Origin of the sequence: Vibrio quintilis, assembly GCF_024529975.1 — a bacterium.
GTDB classification, from domain to species: domain Bacteria; phylum Pseudomonadota; class Gammaproteobacteria; order Enterobacterales; family Vibrionaceae; genus Vibrio; species Vibrio quintilis.
Map to the genome: position 1 here is coordinate 1,103,368 of NZ_AP024897.1, position 24,577 is coordinate 1,127,944.

Consider the following 24,577-nt stretch of genomic DNA (forward strand, 5'->3'; position numbering starts at 1 on the left):
GCTGTTTCGCTTAAGGATCAATCTTTGTGTACAGAAAAATGCGTTCAGCCTCTGCGCGCTGTGAGCAAATAAGCAGCACGCATCGCATACAAGCCGATGCCAATCCAGATCAGAATAAAGAAAAAAGCAGGGAAACCGGTAAGCCGGCTTAATGTAATGTGCTCCCCCGAGCCGTGAATTGACCATAAATATGAGGGAGAGTAAATCGCGTTCAGCATGACATAAATTCCCAGAAAGCGGAGCAGATAAGTGCCTGCTTTGCCAAGGAACCAGCACGAAGCAAATACTGCGATGACATAGAGAAGAATAATCGCGGTGGCAGGGCCATCAATATACAGAAAGAAAAACGCACAAAACAGAATCAGAATGATCTTGATTACTTTTCCGGTATACAGACTGCTGGCGTAGAGCAGATAACCAAACAGAGATGCGCCGGGATAACCGGCAAATGCAATCATGATCCGCGCCGGCCTGACGCCGCTTCCCATCGCAACAGAAGAGATGACATGTCCTTCGCGCCACGCCAGATGAAGGCTCTGAATCCGGTTACCGGTCAGCAGGGTCACCAGTCCGTGTGAAGCCTCATGAAAGAAGACCTCGACTGGCTTAAACAGATAGATCAGAAGACTGGAATGACTCAGATAATGCATCCACAGCGCCAGAAAAGTAAAGAGCAGAAAAATCCACAATTCGCCTTTCGGCTGAGTGACGAGTTTTTTGATAAACATGAAATACTTAGTTCACCGCTATCCGGTATTGTGCTGTCAGAACCAAATCATAACAGATTTATACCCAAACAACCCTGCATCTTCAGGTTGCCTGGGTATATATCAAGGTGCATCCCGGGAATATTAACCTGGGAAACCGGACAGACTCTGGGTTGTTGGTGAGATTTCTCAATCGATCACAGGGCGAACAGAAAAACGTTCGCCCTTTATACTCATTTTATCCGGTGCTTTATATTTCGCCTTCACCTACCGGCTCGGGAGCTGTGGAGAAGTATCCCATTTGACTGGTATCACTGTAGTGAAGATAAAGTGGTTTTTCATTTCTGAGAAGATCAATGACATCGGCATAATCTTCAGGCGGGTAATGGCAGGCAATAAACCCGGAAGATGCTTTTGTATCCTGTGCCGGTACATCATCCGGATCCTTGTAGAATCTGACATTGGCAAATGTTGCATGATCTTCATCGTATAACCAGATCATCGCTTTCAGAAAATAGCCCGTTCCGCCAGCAAAATGCTGAACCTGATATTGTTCAATTTTCATCATGTCCTCCAGACTGGTGAGGTTAGAATCGTCGTATCAGATCATTATGCGCATCAGATTGATATAAAGACTGTAGTATCTGCGGGGGAATGTGCAATATGTTCAGTGCAAACTTGCTTAGGGTTTGTTGGGATAAACAGGGGAAGAACTGAAACGAAGAAAGAAAACTGATGGAGATGAATCAAAATGGCGGAAGGTTTTAAAACTGCCTTGAGCATATTATTAATCGTATCAAAATGCTGTTTCATTTTCAATGAGCGGTTGTCTGCTCTGTTATTAGCTGCGATAAAATGACTGCAATGAATATGTAAATCATCCCCTGTTATTGAGTTCATGAATTATATCAATTAGCGTATTTTCTGTCTGAGCTTCCTCTGTGTCCCTGTATCACTATTATCTGCCTGATACGCCCGAATTACGTCTCTTCGGGACGTGTCGGTATCACACCAAAGAGCGACAGATCCTGGCTCAGATTTCTTCCTTATCCCCAAGAGCTAAAGGATGTCACTTTGAATACGCGCAAAATTTTTAATAATCCCTTACAGGTCCTTTCACGGCCTGATTTTCGTTATTACTGGATTGGTTTTTGTATTTCTGTTATCGGGACATGGATGCAGAGAATCGCCCAGCCCTGGCTGGCTTATGAAATGACGGATTCGCCATTCCTGCTGAGTATTGTCGGTGTTGCCCAGACCGCACCGGTTTTTATTTTATGCTTATTCTCCGGGGTCATTGTCGATCGGTTCCCGAAAAAGAAAATTTTGCTGATCACCCAGTCTGTCGCTTTTGTTGTCACACTGATTATGGCTGTTTTAATCTGGGCTGATGTCATTCAGTACTGGCATATTGTCGCCGGGGCGCTGATTCTGGGCGTCACGAATAGTATTGATATGCCGGCAAGACAATCGTTTTATATCGAACTGGTTGAGAAAGAAGAACTGGTCAATGCGATTGCTCTGTGTTCTTCGGCGTTTAATATTGCCCGGATTATCGGTCCTTTAATTGCGGGTCTGATCATGGTGTATGCGACGATCGGTATTTGCTTTTTTGCCAATGCACTGAGTTATGCGCTGATGTTTTTGTGTTTGATGTTCATTCGTCCCCGTAAAATACAAAGAGAAGCAAATAAATCCCGGGAAAGCATGCGCCGGCAAATCTATGCGGGTTTGCAACATATCCGGGATAACCGGACATTGCTGGTTACCATCCTTGGCGTCGGGATTGTGGGTATTTTTGCATTTAATTTTACAGTTCTGCTTCCTGTACTGGTTAAAACCACGCTTCATGCTGATGCAAAATATTTTAGTTATCTGATGTCTTTCATGGGTGTTGGTTCTTTCTGTGGGGCTTTAATTGTGGCTTCTACCGGCAAAGAAGGGCCCAGGGAATATACACAAACGATCATTCCGTTTTTGTTGGGCGGAGTGATTCTTTTCACCGGAATGCTGAATCATATATCTCTGCTTTCCATCGTGATGATTGTCAGCGGATTGCTGACGGTCCTGTTTACTTCGAGTGCGAATTCGATGGTACAGCTGAATTTATCTGAAGCGTTCCGCGGCCGGGTGATGAGTATTTATATTCTGGTATTCAACGGGTCTTCGGCAATTGGTAATTTTGTTGCCGGAATTGTGATGGAACATTATGACGCTCAGGTAGCTTATATGATTTGTGGTGGCTCAATTGTAGTGTTGATGGCGGTCGTCCGGTTTTTCAGGAAAAAGATGTTGCGTCCTTTGTCTGCTGAAGTGTAAACAAAGCTGGTTTGGATAAAATCCCGGGCAGCGTGGTGATACTGTCCGGGAAGTGTATCTGGCATGAATCAGAAATTCATTCTCAGGCCAATGCTGTAAGCATCGGTATCGTCATAAGCTTCATAACGAAATTCAGTCGAAATTTGATCGGTAATTTTAAACCCGGCGCCTGCACCCAGACCAAAATCAGAATCATCCCCTGATCCTTCGTAGCTGGTACCGCCGTAATTGACTGAAACCGTCAGGTCCGTATAAGACCAGGAAGGTGCAGCAAACAGGTAGATCCGGTTGGTTAAATCCAGTTCTGTTTTTACAGACAATGAAACAAAACTGGAGAGTTCAATGTCAAGAGATGAGCCGGCATAATTATAGGTATCAGAGACCACGCCGGTTCCCAGCCGGACCTCGGGCGTCAACCGAAACATTTTTCCCATATGCTCAGTGTAGCCAAATGTGGCTGCAACCCCGCCCAGAGTAATACTGTCATCGCCATCAGTCAGTTTTAGGTTGACATAATCAACGCCGGTTACCATGTTACCGCTAAATGCAAAAAAGGGTGTGGCAGTTAAAAGTGTTGCGGTTATCAGCTTTTTTATCATTGTTTTTTCCTTATAAAAATTAATGAGATAGAAATTTTTATGTCTGTGTTGCTGTAAAAATATCCATCTTATTTTGTTTTTTTTGAACGTCGTTTTATTTCTGGTGAGGATAATAAAAAACAATGTGCAAAATTTCAAGCTGATATATGAAATTTATTAACTATTCGTGTGGTTGAGTCTAGGTCGATGAATAAGGGAATAAGGAGGAACAATATAGAAAGTATTTGTCTTTATATGGAGAATGAGCAGAACAACCGCCTGAATGACGGATGTTCCGTGAGAAGCTCACTTATATCCTGGTGACCTCAATATGCATCTTGAGGTCATTTGGGTATAAACCTTATTAACGATGTACAGTTTCGGTTTCTTTCATCCTTGCTGTAAAGTGGCGAAGTACTTCGGGTTCGTATGTGAAGGTCAGGCCGTTAATTTTCCCGGCATTTGCTTTCACCTGCTCAAACGCCTCAATAATGAAATCCATATGGGTTTGGGTGTAGGTTGCGCGGGGAATTGTCAGACGAAGCAATTCAGCCGGGCAGGGAAGCTGCTCACCGGTTTGCGGATCACGTCCCAAAAGCAGCGAGCCGATTTCAACCGCCCGGATACCGGCAACTTTATAGAGTTCACAAGCCAGTGCATGGGCCGGGAACTGACTGGCCGGGATGTGGGGTAACAGTTTTCCTGCGTCAACAAATGCAGCGTGACCACCAGCCTGCTGGCAGCAGATACCAAGTGCTTCCAGCCCATTGACCAGATACTGTACCTGACTGATCCGGTAAGCCAGCCAGTCCTGACGCATGCCGTCATACAGACCCACAGCCAGCCGCTCCATGGCACCGCCTTCCAGTCCGCCGTAGGTCGGAAAACCTTCCTGCACCACACATAGAGTCCGGCATTCCTGAAAAACATCAGCCATGGATTCATCTTTAAAACAGAGTAGTCCGCCCATTTGAACCATGGCATCTTTTTTCGCTGACATTGCCAGCCCATCCGCATACTGATACATCTCCCGGGTGATGGATTCAATGCTCCGGTCCTGATAACCTGGCTCCCGCTGCTGAATGAAATAAGCATTTTCAGCAAAACGGGCTGAGTCCATGATCACCGGAATATCATATTTCCGGGCAATGGCATAAACTGCCTTCATATTCGCAATCGAAACGGGCTGCCCGCCGGCCGAGTTACAGGTGATGGTGCTGACAATATAAGGGACATTTTCTGCGCCAGCCTGAAGAATGGCGGTTTCAAGCTGGTCGGTATCAAAATTACCTTTGAAATCTGCATTGACTGCGGTATCAAAAGCGTCTCTGACGTAGACGTTTCTGATCTGGCAGCCGTTAATCTGTGTATGACCCTGAGTCGTATCGAAGAAATAATTGGAGAGTGCGACCATCCGTGACCGGTCAAGACCTTTCTCTTTTTCCCGCTTTTTAATGAGTACCGGAATATAGATCTGCTCTGCGCCGCGTCCCTGATGCGTCGGGATGGTCAGTGTATAGCCAAAAATATCTTTGACCGCATCAGCCAGTGCATAGAAACTGCGGCTGCCGCTATAAGCTTCATCTCCCCGCAGCATGGCTGCCTGCATGTTTTGTGTAATCGATCCTGTGCCACTGTCTGTCAGTAAATCAATAAACACATCTTCACTATCAAGCAGAAAAGGGTTCATCCCTGCTTTTACAATGGCCTGTTCCCGGTGTTTCCGGGTGGTGCGTTTGACTGGTTCTACAACACGAATACGAAATGGTTCTGGCAGATGTTTGAAATTTTCCATCATTTATCCTGAATTTCTTTAGCCCCGCAGCCGGTTTTTACCCGGCGCGGGCTTGATGCACTTTTGATCAGCGCGGTTACCGCAAGCGGCAGAAATCTGTACACACAATGCAACCAAAAACCGGGATGAGCTGAAAGTCAGCCGGAAGAATGCAAAACCATGTGTACCTGAAAACCCGAAAAGGGCAGAAAAACAGAATTATTGAGCAGGAAAGAAAAAGGCGATTTTGTAATCCAGAGTGATCCAATGACGGGATAGATTGAGCTGCGCCATATTTTCCTCCTGAATATGATTGATGATGGCGGAATGCCGTTCAGTAACAACTCAGCTAATCAATCATATTCTGTCTTGTGAGTCATGTCTGTAAAAGGGAATTTGTGATTTGTTTAACAATTTTTTAACCTGAGTCGGTCAATCTTTCAGATTGAATAAAGTTTGTACCTGAGAGTGCTTCAGTTCATCAGTGTCACAGTCCCCGAGAGCAACAGGCCCGAATACATGAGAGGTCTATTGTTTCACATCAGGAGACATGGTATGTATGGCATCGCCGGGTTAACGGCAGGGAGAATTATTTTTAGTTGTGTTCAGCTGCCAGACTGTATTCAATCCTGAGGGCATCCTATGAAAGAAATTCCGGAGCGTATTTTAGTCGCCGGTTCCACCGGTTATCTGGGAACGCATATTGTGCGTGAGCTGTTATCGAATCAGGCTGAGTTTAAAGCGCTGGCCAGAAATCAGCGCAAGTTGTCTGATATGGGGTTGGCTGATACGCAAATTCATCTTGCAGAAGTGACTGACCCGGTTTCACTGGCAGGCTGCTGTGATGGCATTGATGTGGTGATCTCCTGTGTGGGAATTACCCGCCAGAAAGATGGTGTCGGATATATGGGGGTCGACTTTCAGGGGAATCTCAATTTACTGAAAGAAGCGCAAAGGGCCGGGGTGAGGAAGTTTATTTATATTTCGGCGCTCAACGCGCCACAGTTTCCGGATGTCAGGTTGCTCAGGGCCAAAGAGTGCTTTGCACAACAGTTGCTTTCCTCTGATATTCCACAACCATGTGTCATTCGGCCGAATGGCTTTTTCTCCGATATCGAAGAAATGTACAGGATGGCCCGGTCAGGGCGGGTTTATCTGTTCGGGCGCGGAGAGAGCCGGCTGAATCCGATCCACGGTAGTGACCTCGCCCGCTTCTGTCTGGAAGCGATTGATAAGCCGGACAGAGAATCTGATATCGGCGGGCCTGATGTGTTGTCTCTGACGGACATTGCCCGGCTGGCATTTGCAGCACAGAATAAGCCGGAACGTATCACCTTTCTGCCAGACTGGATCCGGAAAGTCTGTTTGTCCGTCGCTGCAGTGCTGCCGGAAAAATATGCAGGTCCGGTGGAGTTTTTTCTGACAACGATCGCGAAAGATATGGTCGCACCGACATACGGGCATCACCGGTTGGATTCACATTTTCAACAGCTTGCGCAGACAGAAAACAGACCGTCCTGAAGTGTACCGTGAGAAGAAAAAAACCATCCGGTTCTGTATTTCCGGATGGTTTTTTCATGGATGGGCAACCCGGCTTCAAAGCCGTCAATCATCAGATGCCGGGATTAACTGTTCTCATACAGGTGACAGGTGATCCAGTGATCATAACCGGCATGCTGGTGATTATGCATTCGTGGTGCTTCTTTGCTGCAACGGTCTGTTGCATGTTTGCAGCGCGTCCTGAAAGTACAGCCACTTGGCGGATTCAGCGGTGACGGTACATCGCCTTCCAGCGGAATTTTATCGGACTGAATCGTTGGATCCGGTACCGGAATCGCTGAAAGCAGTGCCTGAGTATAAGGGTGTTTCGGATTGCGGTAGAGCTCTTCAGCCGGGGCCCGTTCAACCATCCGTCCCAGATACATGACACCGACTTCATCGCAAATGTGTTGTACCACGGCCAGATCATGCGCGATGAACAAAAACGAGATACCCCGGGTTTCCTGTAACTCAGCAATCAGATTAAGCACCTGCGCCTGAACGGACACATCCAGTGCAGAAACCGGTTCATCGGCAACAATCAGCTTCGGTTCAAGTACCAGTGCCCGGGCAATCCCGACCCGTTGTCGCTGACCACCGGAAAACTCGTGCGGATACCGGTTCAGGGCCTGAGGACGCAGGCCAACAATCTTCATTACTTCAGCGATTTTCGCTTCGCGCTCTTCAATTGTCCCGATATTATGGGTATCAAGCGGCTCGCGTAAAATGTCATGAATCGTCATTCGCGGACTCAGAGAGGCAAACGGATCCTGGAAGATGATCTGCATATGTTGACGCATTTCTTTCAGACGTTTGTTGTCCATCTGAACCACATCTTCCCCTTCAATCAACACTTCGCCTTCTGTCGGTTCAATTAACCGCAGAATACAGCGTCCGAGGGTTGATTTTCCGCAACCTGATTCCCCAACCAGCCCCAGGGTTTTTCCTTTATGGATCTTAAAACTGACATCATCGACCGCTTTACAAACCGGCATGTTGCGTTTCAAAAAACTTTTTCCGGCCTGAAAATGTTTCTTCAGACCGTTGACTTCAAGCAGTAATTCATCCGGTTTTACCGCTTCACTCAGTACTGTATCGCTCATCACGCCACCTCCGCGACTTTAAAACACGCCACTTTGTGGCCAGAGACCAGCTTGCCGTCTTTCTGTACATTGCGTAACACCGGCGAACTGTAATGGCAGTCGCTTCCTGCTTTTTCGCAACGGTCTGCGAAACGGCAGCCTTTCGGTAAATGAAACAGATCCGGGACCATGCCTTCAATGGTGGGTAAGCGCGGAATTTTCTTATCTCTGACGACCGGGATTGATTCTAATAATCCCTGTGTATACGGATGCTTCGGATTGGCAAAAATCTCTTCCACTGAACCCTGTTCGATCACTTCGCCACAGTACATTACCACAACCCGCTGACAGGATTCGGCCACAACCCCGAGGTCATGAGTTACCAGCACTACGGCCATGTCCAGCTCCTGTTTCAGGCGGAGCATTTCGTGCATCACCTGTGCCTGTATTGTCACATCAAGTGCGGTCGTCGGTTCGTCTGCTAATAACAGTGCCGGGTGGCAGGAGAGCGCCATTGCAATCATCACCCGCTGACGCATGCCGCCGGACAGCTGATGCGGATACTCATCCACCCGTTTTTCCGGGGAAGGAATACCAACCATACTCAGCATCTTAATGGCCCGGTTTTTGGCTTCTTTTTTTGATACCTGATTATGGTTACGAATGACATCGATCATCTGAGTACTGATTTTCAGCACCGGATTCAGTGCCGTCATCGGTTCCTGAAAAATCATCGAAATATCATTGCCGCGAATTTTGCGGTATTCCTTTTCACTCAGGCCAACCAGCTCACGTCCCTGAAACTGAATGCTCCCATCGACGATGTTTCCCGGCGGGGAAGGGACCAGCCCCATAATTGCCAGTGAACTCACTGATTTACCACAACCGGATTCACCAACAATAGCCACTGTTTCGCCGGGCATGACTTCAAAACTGACGCCATTAATCGCCCGGGCAATCCCCTTATCGGTATTAAACTCAACTGTGAGATTATCTACTTTCAGTAATGGTTCCTGCGATGCAGAATCTTGACTGGACATTACGACACCTTCCTTGGATCAAGTGCATCCTGTAGTGAATCAGAGAATGTATTAAACGCCAGCACCAGAACAAACAGCATGCCGGATGCGGCAAAAAAGTTACAGAAGTGGCCGGCCGTAACCTCGGTACTGGCTTCAGCAATCATCAGTCCCCAGCTAATGCTGTCTTTTACACCAAGGCCAAGGAAGCTGAGAATCACCTCACTCTTAATCGCCGTAATAAACAACAGCGTCATATCCACTAAAATGATATGGGACGTGTTCGGCATTAAATGTTTAAAGATAATTTTGTAGGTCGGAACACCTAAAGAGTGCGCCGCTTCGGTAAACTCCATATTTTTTAGTTTAATCACCTCACCCCGAATAACCCGGGCAGTACTGGTCCAGAATGCCATCGTCATCGCGATGTGCATGGCATATGGGTTATCTTCAAGGGCAACTGCGATTGCAGCAACCAAAAGAAAGTAGGGGATACAGTCGATACTGTTCATCAGCCACAGGATAAATTCATCCAGCACTGTGCCGGAGTAATACCCCATCAGTGAACCGGTTACAGCACCGATAAAGGTAGAGAAAACAGCGACAATTAAACCAACTTCAAAAGCCGTTTTAGTACTGTAGATGGCCCGCTGGAAAATATCCTGACCATTAATTGTGGTGCCAAACCAGTAAGTTGCTGATGGGCCCATCTGGCCACTGGCCAGTAATTGATCCCAGTTTTGGGCAATGAGCCCTGACCATGCCAGGACTGCAATAATAAAATATACACCGACCACAAACAGGCTCAGCATCCCGGTTTTATCCCGGGTAAATTTGACAAAAGCCTTTGTCCACAAGGACTCACGTTTCAGTGGTTTGTCGATCAGTTGTTCGTTAAGCATATCTGTCATTTCAAACTGTCTCTATTTTAATGAAATACGCGGATCGACCATTTTGTAGATCACATCGACGATGCTGACGACACCGATAAATAAAAGGGTGACTAATACAATAACGGCTTTCAGCACCGGTAAATCTCCGGTGGTTATCGCCTCGTAAGTTGTCAGACCGACACCCGGTATACCAAAGTAGCTTTCAAGTAATAAAGAGCCACCCACAAGCACGAAAGGAATCGAGAAAATGATTCGTGTCAGAATCGGAATCAGTGAATTCTTCAGTACATGTTTAAAAAGGATACGGATTGAAGAGTGCCCAAACGCTCTGGCTGTCCGGATATGATCCCGTGTCATTTCTTCAACGATAATTGCCCGGTAAAATCGGGTGCTGTAACCGACAGAAACAAACACTGAACAAAGCGTTGGCACGGTGACGTAATACAGGTAATCGGACAGGGAATGAACTTCCCAGCCATAGACCGGGAAGAGGTTCAATCCATAACTGGAACAAAAGATTAATTGCAGCGCGATGATCACAATCAGATAAGAGATACTCATGCCAATCACAGAAGAAGACATCACTGCTTTATCAATCCATTTGCCGCGATGATGGGCGGCAAACAATCCCAGTCCGACACTGATAATATGGCCGAGGAAGAAACCCGGTAAGCCCAATGCCAGAGAAATCGGAATGGTATCCGCAAGGATTTTGGTGACTTCTTCGCCGCTGGAATCTGAATAGCCAAAGTCAAAGGTGACAATCTGGCGCAAATAATCAATATAGCGGACCAGAAATGGCTGATCGTATCCCAGCTGGTGGCGGATATTTTGTATATCCTGAATGGTTGGGTTGCGGCCCAGTAAATCATAGGTTTTATCCGGGCCAAAATAGACCATCAATACGAAACTAATCAGCGTTACCCCCAGTAACAGGGGTAAGCTATAGATCAGTTTGCGTACACAATATCTCAATGTTTCCATGTCGTAATAACCTTATTTCACATCGACATATTTCAGGTAGTTGCCGAGGATATCCCGCTGTGGCCACATGATGACGTTTTTATGCCAAATCTTCACTCTGGTCCGGGAGAAACTACCCATGCCGACGCAATCATCAACCAGCATCTGGTTCAGCTGTTTGTAAATTGCTGTTCTTTCAGGACTTGGCTGCATGACAGAAGCTTTCTTAAACAGTTTGTCATATTCCGGGTTGTTATAGTTGGCGCTGTTAGCACCCGGTGAACGGTTTGGACCGTAGAAAAGTTGCAGGGTATTTTCCGCATCCGGATAGTCGAGGCCCCAGCCCATCGGAACCAGCATGGTTTTGCTTTGCTTCAGATCCTTATTGAAATCACCAAAGTTGGCATAGGCTTTCAGCTTGATTTTCTTCTTCGGATAACCAATTTTCATCAGGTTGCCGCGGAACTGCTCATAGAATTGTTTATCCCGGACACCTGAATTACTGGCAGGGTAAACCAGGACCGGCAGGTTTCTCGCATTCCAGCCATTCTCTTTTAAGAGTTTCTTCGCACCGGCAATATCCTGCGTGATAGATGATTTATCCATATTCGGGTCAAAACCATCGGTGCCGGGAACGATAAAGCCCGGGTAAGCTTCACCCATGCCCAGGTAGAAACGGGAAATTCGTTCCGGCCAGTTGAAGGATTTGATAATCGCACAGCGCAGTGCTTTATTCTGCGCATTGATTTTCGGATCACTGGAACGGGCAAAGTATTCATTATCAAAGTTAAACATGTTGAAAACCATGCCAGACTCAGTGGCGACCCGGAAATTATCTTTTTCAGCATATTCAGGCTTCAGCTTGACCGGATGTCTGGATGCCAGCACGGTTTCCAGCTGTTCATTTTGAAGAGTGGTGTTGACAATTTCGTTGCCTTTGCTGAATGAATTCCAGCGGGCAGAAACCTGTTTGACCCAGTTTGCTTCGACACGATCAACGATTGGCAGGGTTTTACCTTCAAGTTCCGCAATGCCGGTATAGCCTTGTGTTTTCGGGTCATAACCTGCTTCTTTCAGGTGGAAGACTTCATGACGATAGCCCGGGTTTTTCAGCAGCACAGTTTTCGTACTGTTATGCGAGGTTAATTTAAACGGACCACTGCCAACCGGGTGCAGGCCAAATTCACGGCCATATTTTTCAACCGCTTCTCTTGGGACCAGTGCTGAATATCCCATCGCCAGCGTATAGGTCATCTGCGGGAACTTCTGGTTCAGCTTGATTTGGATGGTATATTTATCCAGTGCTTTTAAGCCTTCGACCGGCTTACTGTAGTCAGCACCGTCTTTGCCCCACTGATCAAGGCCGGCAATTTTATCAGTCCAGAGCCAGGAGCCCTGCGACATATTTTTTGGATCGAAGTGTCGTTTAATTGAGTAAACAAAATCTTTGGCAGTAACTTCACGGCCTTTGCCGTTTTTAAATGCCGGATCGTCAATAAAGTGAATACCGGGTTTGATTTTAATGGTATAAGTCAAACCATCATCAGAGACCGTTGGCATGTCAACTGCCAGATTGGGTTTGAGTTCGTAAGGTACTTTCAGGTAGCGGTATTCATAAAGCGTGTCGTAAACCGCGGTGACGATCGTGTTACTGTAGGTTGTACCGGACTGAACCGGATCGAACGTCGTTGGTGTGCCGTCTTCGGAAAACTTCAGGACCTTTTCAGCGGCATTCGCGGTAAAGGCAACCGACATCATGACGGCAAGCGGCAATAGCTTCGCCTTACTATTGATTTTCATCATACAAATTCCCTTTTGTGTTTTTTCAAAATATGGAAAATATTTAACGATTGAGAATGAAAGTTATCATGCATTTATTTTGATTTGTAAAACAATAACGGTTTAATTAAGACATTCCGCAAAGGATTGATCAAATCAGAATTAAAATCAAATTTTATCCCGGGGATTAAAATATTTATTTGATGTAAATGCAGAGAATGGAACTAAATGATTTTTTTGTAAATTGCCTGTCTTTTAATGAAATGGTTTTCACAGCTCTTAGTAATATTTATATTAATAATTAATTGTTTTATTTATATTGACGCAATCGTTTTCTTTTGTGATTTTAATTGCCATATGCTATATAAAACAATCAGTTAGCTTAGTTTTATTTTTATTCGATATAATTACCGAATTTGGTTTTTTTAACCAAATACCCCCTTTGATATAAGATAAATATCTGTTTTTTGTTTTTGATGCCTGCGAATCCATAATGAATATATCAATAACTGAATCGATTCAAAGTGACTTATTTTTCAGATATTTGTATGCATTCTGAATTTACCTGAGTCTGATGGTTATTTCATCTGTCATCGCTTTAGTGTCAGCTATTCTGAACAAACAGACAGATCTTATAAACATCAAAATGAATATACAAAAGTTATTTTTTTCTGAAAACAGGTTGTTCTGTGAACGATTTTCATGAATTATATTTCTTGTATTATGCTTAATCATTCATCATGAGTTATCGTAATTCAGTTTTTTTGAATAAACATGAGAATGAGCCGATGAGTTTATTCTGAGCTGTTTTTCTCACATAATCCGGGACTTCCAATAAATCTGATGAAATATTATTCAGCTCTCCGGGGGCTGTTTTTCCGGGTCACAGGCTGTCTCCTGAATGGCTTTGACTTTGTCAATCCGGTTGCCATCGAGCGTGATAATTTCAAACTGCCATCCCTGCCACCGGATTTGATCACCGGCCTCAGGCAGGTTATTAAACAGCCACATCAGCATGCCACCCAGTGTGTGATAAGCTCCTTTTTCTTCCTCTTCACCAGGCAGGCTTTTCAGCTTCAGAATATCCTGCACAACAACTATCGGAATCAGCCCGTCCAGTACCCAGCTTCCATCTTCATTTTCTACTGACCACAAATCTTCCGGGTGGCGGTTTTTAAATTCTCCGGTCAGCGCCTCCAGTAAATCCAGTGCGGTCACGATACCCTGCAGATCGCCGTACTCATCCACGATGAATACCATCGGGTCGCCGGTATCGCGGAAGTGCTCCAGTAACCGGGTACCGTTCCAGTTTTCCGGAATATAAACCGCAGGTAACAGGGTATCTGCAATATTGCCGTGGTTGAGTTCTCCTTTTAACTGCTGACGAAGCAAGTGCTTGGATGAGGTGATTCCCTTGATATGATCAAATCCGCCGTTGCAGACCGGAAACCAGGCATGTTCAGAATTTAACAGGGTTTGAAGATTACTGGATACCGGGTGAGAAGCATCCAGAAAAATGGTTTCACTTCTGGGAGTCATTAAAGATGTCACTTTACGTTCATCCAGCCTCAGGGCATTGCGGACCATTTCATGTTCATGGGGATCAATCAGGCCGGTCTGTGAACCTTCGTCTAACACGGCTTCAATATCTTCTTCAGTCAGCTCTGCTCTTTTCTGTGTCCGTTCGCCACACAAAAAAAGGATAAAGTCAGTTGAATAAGCCAGTAAAAACACAAAGGGTTTAGCACTGGTTGCCAGAATGGAAACCGGAAAAGCCATCATCCGGGCAATACTTTCGGCATGTGTCTGGGCCAGCCGCTTTGGGACCAGCTCACCGATCACGATGGTAATATAGGTAATGCTGATAACGACAATGGCGGTTGCAATCCCGGTACAAGCCTGAATGCTGAGCCCTGAATGATGTAATAATTCGGCTAAAGGCCCCGCCAGTGCAGCTTCACCGAAGATACCGTTCAATAAGCCGATGGCCGTAATGCCTATCTGGACGGTGGAAAGAAACTGTGTGGGTTCTTCCCCCAGCAGGATAGCACGTGCAGCCGCTTTATCTCCTTCTTCTGCCTGTTTTTGCAGGCGGTTCTTTTTGGCAGTGACAAGGGCAATTTCAGACATGGCTAAAACCCCGTTCAGTAATATCAGTGCCATCAGAATAATAATTTCCAAGCAGAACTCCTTTGTTTTGCTGACGCTTATACCCAAGCAACCTGAACCCTGCATCTTCAGGTTGTTTGGGTATATGTACCGGCTTATGCATATTTATGAATCATAGCGGATCTTCCCGCCGGGATACTGACAACATAAGCGCTTTTGAGGCAGAAAAATGTTAGCTGTGCAAAAGAACAACCAGTCCGTTGATTTATCTCCCGTCAATATATCTACCCAGGTAACCCTGCATCTTCAGGTTGTTTGGGCATAAAGGTATTCCTGTATGGTCTGTCCGGATGAAGGGGCTTGGGTATATTATACGGGTTAAACACCGGATAAAGCAGGTGTTAATCCGCTTTATCCGGTGTGTTGACAATTGCCGGACCGTTATTTTTTCACTGTCACAAAAGAAGCCGCAGAGATGCCTTTTTGTAAAGCCAGTGCGCCTGGTGTCGTCTGGCTGACCACCATTTCCTGACTGACAGAGAAGGTGACAGGCTGAATATCGGATATATCTGAAGAACTGCTGATATAAGCCCGGTAAGTGCCGGGTTCGATAATCCACTGGTTATGCGCTGAGTCAAAGCTTGCCAGTGTCTGAGCAGGAATATCAAATTTGATCGTCTGAGATTGTCCCGGTGCCAGCATCCGGGTTTTCGCAAATGCTTTCAGTTCTGTGGCCGGTTTTTTCAGTTTAACTTCAGGTGCAGCAATATAGACCTGAGCAACTTCTTTGCCTTTTGTGTCACCGGTGTTTGTGACCCTTGCCTGCAGACTGATCAGCGGAGATGTCTGGTCGCCGGACTGTGCTTTTAAGAGATTCGCGCTGACGGTCGCATGGCTGATATCAAATGAGGTGTAAGATAAGCCGTAGCCAAACGGATAGGCGACCGGTTGGTTGAATGTCTGGTAATAACGATATCCGACATAAATATCCTCATTATAATATTCATTGTCCAGAACGCCGTCACCGTTTTCGTCAATGCCGGGGAAGTTACGGGCACTGGCAGCAGACGGAACATCTTTATAATGAAGCGGGAAGCTTTGCGCCAGTTTGCCACTTGGGTTGACATCTCCGGATAAAATATCAGCTATAGCGTTTCCGGTTTCCTGTCCCGGCATATAGGCCAGGACAATCCCGTCAACCTGATCACGCCATTCACTCACGTCGGTGACGCCGGTAACATTCAGCACTACAATCACTTTTTTATGTTGGGCATGAAAGGCTTTAGAGACCCGCTGAATCAGCCGGAGTTCATCTTTGGAAAGCAGATAATCGCCACGCACGACACGCCGGTCGGCATCTTCCCCTGCATTCCGGCCCAGTGTAATGACTGCTGCGTCACTGGTTTTTGCCGACTGATGAATCAGTGACTTCAGTTTGCCGGCTGGCTCCGGACAGGAAACAATGTCAGAGATGCCCAGAATCCCTTTTTTGACGGTCTTATTCGCAGCAAAATATTGCGCATAGAATTTTTGTAGTGACGGATTGAGCGTAAACCGCTGTGCCAGCCCCTGCGCAATATTGATCACATAAGGTGAATGAACATCGCCGCTGCCTGTGCCGCCTTTAAATGTATTAAGCTGGGTAATACCGAAAGACGCGACGTTGGCTGATGTTTTCAGCGGCAGGGCATGACGGGCATTTTTCAGCAAAATAATGCCTTCATCTGCCGCCTGTCTGGAGAGCTGCGCATGTGACTGCAAGTCAGGCTGACTTGAAAAACTATAATGCGCGGCTGAAGGCGTTTTCAGCATCTGACTGACTAAGTGCTGCACATTCCGGTCGAGTGTGGCGCGGCTGATTTTTCCCGACTGATATCCGGCTTTCACCACATCAGCCCAGTCTCCTAAATCCTGTCCGATCCGCTGATTGACAACATTACTGCCGCCGGGCTGGATGACATCGGTCCCGGCATTGACCAGATCAACCGGGTTTTTTCCGGCAAACCAGTCACTCATAACCAGTCCGTCATAGCCCCATTCATGACGCAGGACACTGGTGATCAAATCGGCACGCTCACCGGCATTTTTACCATTGATTGAGTTATAGGAAGTCATCAAAGCGCGGGGATGAGATTCCTGCACTGCATACTGAAAGCCGCGTAGGTAGATTTCCCGTAATGCACGGGGTGTGACGACAGCATTGACCCAATAACGGTTGGTCTCTGAATTGTTGGCTGCGAAGTGTTTGATGGTTGTGGCTATACCTTCACTTTGGGCGCCTTCGACGATGGCGGAAGCCATCATCCCTGCGACCAGTGGATCTTCGGAGAAATACTCGAAATTACGCCCCAGCAGTGGGTTACGCTGAATATTCATGCCCGGCGCCAGCCAGAAATCAACGCCATATTCTTTGGCTTCATTTCCGACTGCTTCTCCAACCTGCCGGATTAAATCCGTATTCCAGGTGGATGCCAGCAGGGTGCCGGTCGGGAAAGCCGTTGAATAATAGGTGTGTGGGTCATTCTTTCGTGATGGGTCAATCCGGACCCCGGCCGGACCATCGGCCAGTCTGGCGGCAGGTAAATCGATGCCTGACTCAGGATCCGAGACACCATGGATATATCCGGCCACACCCGGGACGGTCGTTCCCAGATTGGCAACGTCACTTTGTGCGGGTGCCATGCCGGCACCAACCAGCATTTTCAGTTTTTCATCATCCGTCATTTTTGCGACGATTTTTTCTGCCTGATGCTGAGCTTTTTTATTTTGTGTTGTTTGTGCTGTACCTGAGTCTGAACTCAGATAGGTACATGCATTCAGGGCAAAAACTGATGAGATAACCCCGGCCACGATCGTGGTTTTAAACCGGGGATGAGTGTGTCCAACTGACATAAATAGCCTCTTCTTAATCAATACAACAAGAGATTTCCGGTGAAAAATGTCAAAGCAAGATGCGTCTGAGTGAAAATGCAATGTTCATTGGTTTGTGCGGGTCAAAAGAACCCGGAGATAAATACCGGAAAACAGAGTGGCTTATCATAAGACCAGAATAGGTTTATGAAAATAATTGATTATAGGATTGCTGTGAATATGTCCATTGCTGTGTATGATTTGAGGAAAGCATCACATATACCCAAACAACCTGCATCTTCAGGTTGCCTGGGTATACCCGTTAAGTCAGATAATTATCTGTAGTCTGCGGTCTTTTCCGGTGGGCTGTGTTGCAGACGGCGACATTCTGATGCCGCCGTATCGTTCAGAAGTTCAGACTGAATGCGCTGACTGAAGTGATTGTGAACGCCACCACCGGATGGCATCAAACACAATAAAGATCAGCAGGCTGACGCCCATCACCGGCATCGCCAGGCCAAGTAAAGCCGCGATCACAACAATCAGCAGGCGTTGCAACCCGGTAAGAGCCAGCCAGGTGTGACTCAATGTCTGAACCGGAGAGCCCGGCTGAGGTCGTCGCTGCCACCACATCCGGTAACCCCAGAAGACCATCGCGCACAGGGTGAGCCCGAACGCAGCGAGAATCAGCTGATTCGGCAGACCAAACAAAACGCCCATATGGGCATCAATGCCCCAGCGGATGAGTTTGGCAACCAGCGGGAAGTCTTTGAAATCAGCCCGGCTGGTGACAGTCATGGTATGGGGATTGACGGCGACACTATCCACCTGCGTTGGCCAGGCACGGTCAATTTCTCTCACTTTCCAGGCTTTATCCGCAGATGAAGCCGGGCGGATTTCCAGTTTGGCAGCGTCGATGCCGGCGTCCCGCGCAGTTTTTAACACGCCATCAAATAAAGCATCCCCCGGATGAGCCGGTAATGCTGAGTCACCGGTGAGCTGATGGTCCGCATGAGGCGTTTTTGGTGTCGCAGCCGGGGCGATTTCGCTGAATGTATTTTCATCTAATTTAAGAGAGACTGATGGCGTGACCCAGCCGATGCTGTGGCGCCACTGGGCGATATTACTCCCGGCCCATTTTGACCAGGTCAGCCCGGTTGCTGAGATAAAAAACAGCCCCAGCATAATCATCAGGCCAGCCGAGGTATGATTCTTCCTTTGCCGGATGTAAGGATTCCGGGTATTGGCTTTGGCGTACCGGCGGCGCGATGTCCACCAGAGAACCAGCCCGCCGGATGCGGCAATCCACAGCCATGAAGCGGCCAGTTCACTGTAATAGCGGCCGGTCTGACCAAGCAGCAGGTTCTGATGCAGATAATCGAGCTTGATGCGTAATGGCAGGATACCGCTGGTGCCATAGCTGGCGAGCGTGCCACGGATCTCCAGCGTGACAGGATCGACAAAAACAGTCTGCAGTTCCCAGCCATATAAGCCGGGATCTTTAAACATCACGCGGGTGGTGAACCCTTCACCGATAGCTGGCCGGACGGCCTTCAGCGGAAAGTCTTCCGGCAGACTGGCACGGGCCGCCTGAATTTGTGCCTGTAAGGTATGAAATGTGCCGCTGCTGTCTGTCGTCAGTTCATGGTGATACACCATACGTTCCAGCTGAGGTGTGATGACATAGAGGGTACCGGTCAGCGCGGCGATAAAAATAAACGGCCCGACAAACAGCCCGATATAAAAATGGAGCCGTGTCAGGAAAGCCAGCAGCAACTGGCTGGCTGACTTTTCAGAGGTTGTGTTTGGCATAACTTTACTTGTTTTATATGAAATTGATTTGTCTGTCACTTCCCATGTCAGCATTACAAAACAGTTGAGCTGGTTTCCGTAAAGCAGGAAGAGCAGGCCGCGCTGATCTTATTTCTTTTTATAATCAGTCTTGCTGATACTAACATATTTATAAATAACGTATACCCGGACAGTCCGGACCATGTGGCTCCTGTTGTCCGGGGGGTATACCCAGGCAACCTGAATCATGCATCTTCAGGTTGTTCGGGGATATTCGTCTTATCCGCTGACAGGTTCATGCGGGTTTCTTTCCACAAAATTACCGGCCAGAGACCAGTGCCGGGCTAAAAATGAGCTGCCCAGATGATAGACTTTCTCTGCGGTATCCAGTGTCAGCGCTTCATCCAGTAAGGCTTCACAATGCTGAACAGATATTTCGCTGATTAAGCTTTTGATCAGCGGAATTTTTGAAGCACTCATACTGAGTTTACGAATTCCCATTCCGGTTAAAAGTGCGACAGCAACCGGATCCGCCGCCATTTCCCCGCAGATACTGACAGGAATATGCCGGTCTTTTGAAAGCCTGACAATACGCATCAATTCATGCAATATCGCCGGATGGAGCGTGTGATACCATTTACTGACCAGTGGATTGTTGCGGTCAACGGCAAGCAGATACTGGCTGAGATCGTTGGTCCCGACGGAAATAAAGTCAATTTTATCCGCCCAGAACGGCAGTAACGGGATACAGCCGGGAACTTCAACCATGATACCTGTTGGCGGGCGGGAGACCGGATAACCTTCTTCTTTGAGTTCAGCCACCAGCTTATCAATCAGGCTGAGACACATATCCAGCTGTTCCGTGGTGCTGATCATCGGCAGCAGCAGGCATAGTTGCGGATGTTCTGCGGTTGCCCGCAGCAGTGCGCGCAGCTGAGTTGTAAACAGCGACAGATTATCCAGCGTATAACGAATACCGCGCAGCCCAAGTGCCGGGTTATCTTCCGGAACCAGCGGCAGATAGGGCAGGGGTTTGTCTGATCCTACATCCAGCGTGCGGATACAGACAGGTTTGTCCTGATATTGCGACAGCACATAACTGTAGAGTAAAACCTGATCTTCTTCAGAAGGCAGCGCCTGGCTGGCCATGAACGGAATCTCGGTTCTGAACAGACCAATACCTTCGGCACCGTGACGCAGTCCGGGTTCGATATCGGCCTGTAACCCTGTGTTTGCCATCAGTACGACCGGCTCATTATCTTTGGTCCGGGTTGGCCGGCGACAGTGTAATAAAAGCTGATCTGACAGCTGTTGCCGCTCGGTCGTAAGCGACTGATACTCTTCGAGCAGGGTTTCTCCGGGTGAGACGATCACTTCGCCCCGGTCCCCGTCAACAATCAGGGTATCGCCATCTTTCAGCGCCAGCTCACCGGTGCCCATGACCGCCGGAATACCCAGCGCGTTGGCCAAAATGGCAATATGAGACAGCGAGGCGCCGCCGGAGCAAACGATGCCGGTCAGGTTTCTGGTTGACAGATCTGCCATAGTCGAGACACTGATGCGTTCGCCGATCAGAATCAAAGGCTCGCCATTGTCATCAGAGACCAGATTATCGCTGCCCAGCCAGATTTGATATAGCTTGTCTCCCAGATGTTCCACATCTTCATGACGCGCCTGAAGATAAGGGTTACACATCGCCATAAACTTTTCACAAAAGTGGCTGACTGCCTGTTTCACGCCCCAGGGAAGATGAAATCCCCTGGCAATCTCATTGGTGACCATCCGTTCAAAAGCCGGATCCTGAAGCATCATTTTCCCGACATCGGTCACTGATGCCAGCCCTTTTGAAGCCGCTTGCTGGAGCAGGGTTTTCTCGCGGGCGAATTCAGTCAGCGCTGTATTCTTAATTTCCTGCCAGCGATTGAGTTCTGTCAGTGTGTCCTGAACCTGAATCGGGGTGACTGCAGAGAGTTCCGGATGGCGGGCAATAATGACTTTACCTATGGTCAGACCCGGCGCACCGGAGACACCGCGATGCAGATGATTTTCCGGAGTGATCAGGTGTTCATGGCTGGAGAATGAATCCAGTAACAGGGCCAGGTGGATGGCAATTGTGGATAGCACCGCTTCCTGCTCAGGGGTTAAAGTTTCTGGCAGACGGCTCTGTACCACCAGCACGCCATTCACCTGGCCACGGTAGACCAGTGGAACCCCGCAGAAACTGCGGAATTTTTCTTCTTTGGAATGGCGGACATAATAATAACCCGGATGTTGGGATGGCTCGATAATATTCAGTGGCAGCTCGTTTTTCAGAATGATTCCGACCAGCCCTTTTCCTTCAGGCAGGATGACCGGATGGGTTTGAATTAACCCGTGAGTTGCCAGCATTTTCAGGCTGTTATCCGGTTGTCGCCGGTATAAAGTACAGACATCAACCTGTAATGTATCACTGACTTTTTCCAGAATATGATAAACCTGCTCTTTCACAGAATCTTCCCGGGCTGCAGATAAAATAATCTGAGTTAGTGATGCCAGAGCGTCGGCATTTATCATGTCCCGCATGGTTTGATTACTCCCTTGAATGTAAGACCAGAGATGTTTGCTATACACGTGATATCAGGGCAAAGACAGGTTTGTCAGAAGTCAGGGGGAAAAGGATTCGGTTCCGGATTTCACCGTACAGCGGTTTTATATAACGCTCTATTTGATGATTTGGCAAGAAGTTTTCTGTGCAGAGGGGAAAAGAGTTCTTTTCCCCTCTGATGATCACGGATGCAGCGATTGATTCGCAAAGATACCGGGGTGGTTATTTTCCTGACCAGGAGTTCAGCACATCAATTTTCTTCTGACGACGCTGCGCTGGTGAGAGGTGATAATTGCGGCCAAATGCCGAACTTTCAAAAGAGCCGTAAGCCGGGTTTGGCAGTACAAACCAGTCGGTTCCCCAGTGAGACATATATTCCCGGTAGGCTGCTTCTCTTTGTTTGAGATTACCGGATGCTTTATCAGTAAAGTCTCCGAAGTTATCTCCCAGCATCAGCAGCACACGGTAACGTTTGGCTATCATGGCATCACGATTTCCCTTCGCGGATCCCCACTCTGGTTTTTCTCCTTTGGTTAACAGCGTATCGGTTTTACCATTGCCCATCGGAAAGCCTAAAGCTCTCATATTTTCATAAGTGGCCTGTTCACTGACTTTCTTACGGTTGGTGACATAAAAGACTTCAACACCTCTTGAAGCTGCATAACGGGTGAACTCTACCGCACCAGGCATCGCTTCTGCGACCTTATTCTGTACGTATTTCTTCCATGTGGTTGAACTGTAACCCTGACCGGTTTTGATCAGATAAGCTTCATATTTGCTGTTATCTAAAATGGTTTCATCACAGTCAAGAATGATCGCCGGTGGCAGCTTCATATAACCAGGTTTCTGCATGTCAGGCAGAGCTGTCCGGCGTTTATTTTTTAGCGCATCATCGAGCTGAATTTTTGCCAGATGGAAGATGTTGCGAACGTTGGCTTTATATTCAACTGAATTTTGCATCCATAAGGTTGCGTTTAAAAGGTCGTCTGGTTTAGGGGATTCTGCTTTGGTCGGGACTGTGGTATTCACACAGCCAGAAACCAGCATGGCAGCTGCAAGGCTTAAGCCGTATTTTTTAGCCGCTGAGTTTAACTTCATTCATTATTCCTCTTCTTTGACGTTGTCGTAATTTTTTCTGCCAATGGCAGAATTTACACCCGTCTTACCTGATAATGCAAATTGATGGATATGTCAATACATTGTTAATTATCATAAATGTGCACTGGGTTGGTATTCCGTAAGATTCAGCGAACAGGTGTATGGGAAATTTGAGTTTTTGCTTATCAATGCGATAGCATAACATCCCATCACTGATTCAATGGAAGAGACGAAAATGATTCATTTTGCTGTCATCGGAACCGGCTGGATTTCAGAAGCTTTTGTTCAGGCCGCCCATCAAACCGGAAAAATGCAGCTGCAGGCGGTTTACTCCAGATCACTGGAATCTGCACTGGAATTTGGTCAGCCATTTGGTGTGAACCTTTATTATACAGATCTGAATGAACTGGCTGAAGATACAAGCATTGACGCGGTTTATATTGCCTCGCCGAACGCGATGCACTGTGAACAATCGGTGTTGATGATGGAGCATGGCAAGCATGTGATTTGTGAAAAGCCGATCGCTTCTAATATCCGGGAAGCTGAGTTCATGGATGAAGTGGCCGAACGCAGGCAAGTTGTGTGCATGGAGGCTTATCGCTCCGGATACTTACCCAATTTTGCGCAAATCCGGGCTGCGATGGAAAAAACCGGCCCTGTTAACAAAGCCTTTTTTAATTATTGCCAGTACTCTTCCCGCTACGATAAATATCTGCAGGGAGAGAATCCGAATACATTTAACCCGGCATTCTCCAATGGTTCAGTTATGGATATTGGTTTTTACCCGCTGGCAGCTGCGGTGGCTTTATTTGGTCGTCCTGAGTCGGTGAAAGCGGAAGGTCAGCTGCTGGCATCAGGCGTTGACGGGGAAGGCAGCCTGTTACTGCGATATCCGCAGCTGACGGTTGTGATTCAGCATTCAAAGATATCAGATTCAGTCATTCCGAGTGAAATTCAGGGACAAAATGGCACCATCGTGATTGACCATATTGCCGATATTCAGTCGGTCTCTGTCCGCTACAGAGACGGACAGACAGAAGAATTGACCGTTTCACAACATGAGCTGGGGATGTTTTATGAAGCGGATTTCTTTGCGGATGCTGTGATTCATCAGCAGTTACCGGACAGAAAAGAAACTCTGCTGATCTCGGAATTACTCACGGACATTCGCCAGCAGTTAGGTGTGGTTTATCCGGCTGATAAAGCGTGATTTTTTACAGAAAACTAAATTTTTTCCTGCGGGAAATACCCGTCAGCTAAGGGGTGAGAATCATTCAGGTTAAAAAAAAATATGTAAATTTATTCATTAATTTGAATAACCCCGTTTTATGCACAATACTTAATAAAATTATATGCTTCTCTCCTCACATTCATTTTTGCGAACTGCAACCGGGTGGGGAGCGAACGTATTCACCCGTACGGTCAGTTGAGTGGTATGAGTGAACGGGGCACAGATAACAAATTTATTGGATAAGTTTTATATCAATACTAA

Annotated in this window: 19 protein-coding genes; 3 read left to right on the forward strand and 16 right to left on the reverse strand. The window is 47.1% G+C overall.

Features of this window, described 5'->3' with window-relative positions:
- Window positions 1-44 precede the first annotated feature (44 nt).
- The 3 genes from OC443_RS05315 to OC443_RS05325 all read right to left on the reverse strand — a co-directional run bounded on the left by OC443_RS05315 (window position 45) and on the right by OC443_RS05325 (window position 1,607).
- Window positions 45-728 carry a M50 family metallopeptidase gene (locus OC443_RS05315; protein WP_073582544.1) on the reverse strand — a complete coding sequence of 228 codons (684 nt, stop codon included), beginning with the start codon at window positions 726-728 and terminating at the stop codon, window positions 45-47.
- Window positions 729-957: 229 nt separating this feature from the next.
- Complete coding sequence (locus OC443_RS05320; RefSeq protein WP_143169301.1) at window positions 958-1,275, reverse strand: hypothetical protein; 318 nt, start codon at window positions 1,273-1,275, stop codon at window positions 958-960.
- 50 nt (window positions 1,276-1,325) lie between these two features.
- Window positions 1,326-1,607 (reverse strand): hypothetical protein, encoded by a 282-nt coding sequence (locus OC443_RS05325; RefSeq protein WP_073582548.1) that lies wholly within the window; start codon window positions 1,605-1,607, stop codon window positions 1,326-1,328.
- A gap of 174 nt (window positions 1,608-1,781) precedes the next feature.
- Here OC443_RS05325 and OC443_RS05330 point away from each other — a divergent pair, with 174 nt between their 5' ends.
- On the forward strand, window positions 1,782-3,026 hold the full coding sequence (locus tag OC443_RS05330; protein ID WP_073582550.1) for an MFS transporter: 1,245 nt from the start codon (window positions 1,782-1,784) through the stop codon (window positions 3,024-3,026).
- A gap of 68 nt (window positions 3,027-3,094) precedes the next feature.
- Here the strand turns inward: OC443_RS05330 and OC443_RS05335 are convergent, their stop codons facing one another.
- The 3 genes from OC443_RS05335 to tnaC form a co-directional block, all read right to left on the reverse strand.
- Complete coding sequence (locus OC443_RS05335; protein WP_073582552.1) at window positions 3,095-3,625, reverse strand: outer membrane beta-barrel protein; 531 nt, start codon at window positions 3,623-3,625, stop codon at window positions 3,095-3,097.
- Window positions 3,626-3,968: 343 nt separating this feature from the next.
- Window positions 3,969-5,399 carry a tryptophanase gene (gene tnaA / locus OC443_RS05340; protein ID WP_073582554.1) on the reverse strand — a complete coding sequence of 477 codons (1,431 nt, stop codon included), beginning with the start codon at window positions 5,397-5,399 and terminating at the stop codon, window positions 3,969-3,971.
- A 198-nt stretch (window positions 5,400-5,597) separates the two neighbouring features.
- Complete coding sequence (tnaC, locus tag OC443_RS26360) at window positions 5,598-5,672, reverse strand: tryptophanase leader peptide (protein WP_073582738.1); 75 nt, start codon at window positions 5,670-5,672, stop codon at window positions 5,598-5,600.
- A gap of 348 nt (window positions 5,673-6,020) precedes the next feature.
- On the opposite strand from tnaC, the gene OC443_RS05345 reads away from it, so the two are divergent.
- Window positions 6,021-6,899 (forward strand): SDR family oxidoreductase, encoded by an 879-nt coding sequence (locus OC443_RS05345; RefSeq protein WP_073582556.1) that lies wholly within the window; start codon window positions 6,021-6,023, stop codon window positions 6,897-6,899.
- A 104-nt stretch (window positions 6,900-7,003) separates the two neighbouring features.
- Here the strand turns inward: OC443_RS05345 and OC443_RS05350 are convergent, their stop codons facing one another.
- The 10 genes from OC443_RS05350 to OC443_RS05395 all read right to left on the reverse strand — a co-directional run bounded on the left by OC443_RS05350 (window position 7,004) and on the right by OC443_RS05395 (window position 23,085).
- Window positions 7,004-8,020 (reverse strand): ABC transporter ATP-binding protein, encoded by a 1,017-nt coding sequence (locus OC443_RS05350; protein ID WP_073582558.1) that lies wholly within the window; start codon window positions 8,018-8,020, stop codon window positions 7,004-7,006.
- A complete protein-coding gene (locus OC443_RS05355) occupies window positions 8,020-9,039 on the reverse strand; it encodes an ABC transporter ATP-binding protein (RefSeq protein ID WP_073582560.1) in 1,020 nt (339 codons plus the stop codon). The genes OC443_RS05350 and OC443_RS05355 overlap by 1 nt, the downstream gene beginning before the upstream one ends.
- On the reverse strand, window positions 9,039-9,929 hold the full coding sequence (locus OC443_RS05360; protein WP_073582562.1) for an ABC transporter permease: 891 nt from the start codon (window positions 9,927-9,929) through the stop codon (window positions 9,039-9,041). The genes OC443_RS05355 and OC443_RS05360 overlap by 1 nt, the downstream gene beginning before the upstream one ends.
- A gap of 12 nt (window positions 9,930-9,941) precedes the next feature.
- Window positions 9,942-10,895, reverse strand: coding sequence for an ABC transporter permease (locus OC443_RS05365; RefSeq protein WP_073582564.1), 954 nt, complete (start codon window positions 10,893-10,895; stop codon window positions 9,942-9,944).
- A gap of 12 nt (window positions 10,896-10,907) precedes the next feature.
- The gene (locus OC443_RS05370; protein ID WP_073582566.1) at window positions 10,908-12,677 is read right to left on the reverse strand and encodes an ABC transporter substrate-binding protein; all 1,770 of its coding nucleotides are present in this window, start codon (window positions 12,675-12,677) and stop codon (window positions 10,908-10,910) included.
- Between the two features lie 831 nt (window positions 12,678-13,508).
- Window positions 13,509-14,834, reverse strand: a complete 1,326-nt coding sequence (locus tag OC443_RS05375) for a hemolysin family protein (RefSeq protein ID WP_073582568.1) — start codon at window positions 14,832-14,834, stop codon at window positions 13,509-13,511.
- A 369-nt stretch (window positions 14,835-15,203) separates the two neighbouring features.
- Window positions 15,204-17,654, reverse strand: coding sequence for a beta-glucosidase (locus tag OC443_RS05380; RefSeq protein ID WP_073582570.1), 2,451 nt, complete (start codon window positions 17,652-17,654; stop codon window positions 15,204-15,206).
- A gap of 372 nt (window positions 17,655-18,026) precedes the next feature.
- Window positions 18,027-19,424 carry a PepSY-associated TM helix domain-containing protein gene (locus OC443_RS05385; RefSeq protein WP_073582740.1) on the reverse strand — a complete coding sequence of 466 codons (1,398 nt, stop codon included), beginning with the start codon at window positions 19,422-19,424 and terminating at the stop codon, window positions 18,027-18,029.
- Between the two features lie 258 nt (window positions 19,425-19,682).
- The gene (gene ptsP / locus OC443_RS05390) at window positions 19,683-21,965 is read right to left on the reverse strand and encodes a phosphoenolpyruvate--protein phosphotransferase (protein WP_073582572.1); all 2,283 of its coding nucleotides are present in this window, start codon (window positions 21,963-21,965) and stop codon (window positions 19,683-19,685) included.
- Between the two features lie 244 nt (window positions 21,966-22,209).
- A complete protein-coding gene (locus tag OC443_RS05395) occupies window positions 22,210-23,085 on the reverse strand; it encodes a 5'-nucleotidase, lipoprotein e(P4) family (protein ID WP_073582574.1) in 876 nt (291 codons plus the stop codon).
- 235 nt (window positions 23,086-23,320) lie between these two features.
- Between OC443_RS05395 and OC443_RS05400 the strand changes: the two genes are divergently transcribed.
- On the forward strand, window positions 23,321-24,295 hold the full coding sequence (locus OC443_RS05400) for a Gfo/Idh/MocA family protein (RefSeq protein WP_073582576.1): 975 nt from the start codon (window positions 23,321-23,323) through the stop codon (window positions 24,293-24,295).
- The last annotated feature ends 282 nt before the right edge of the window (window positions 24,296-24,577 follow it).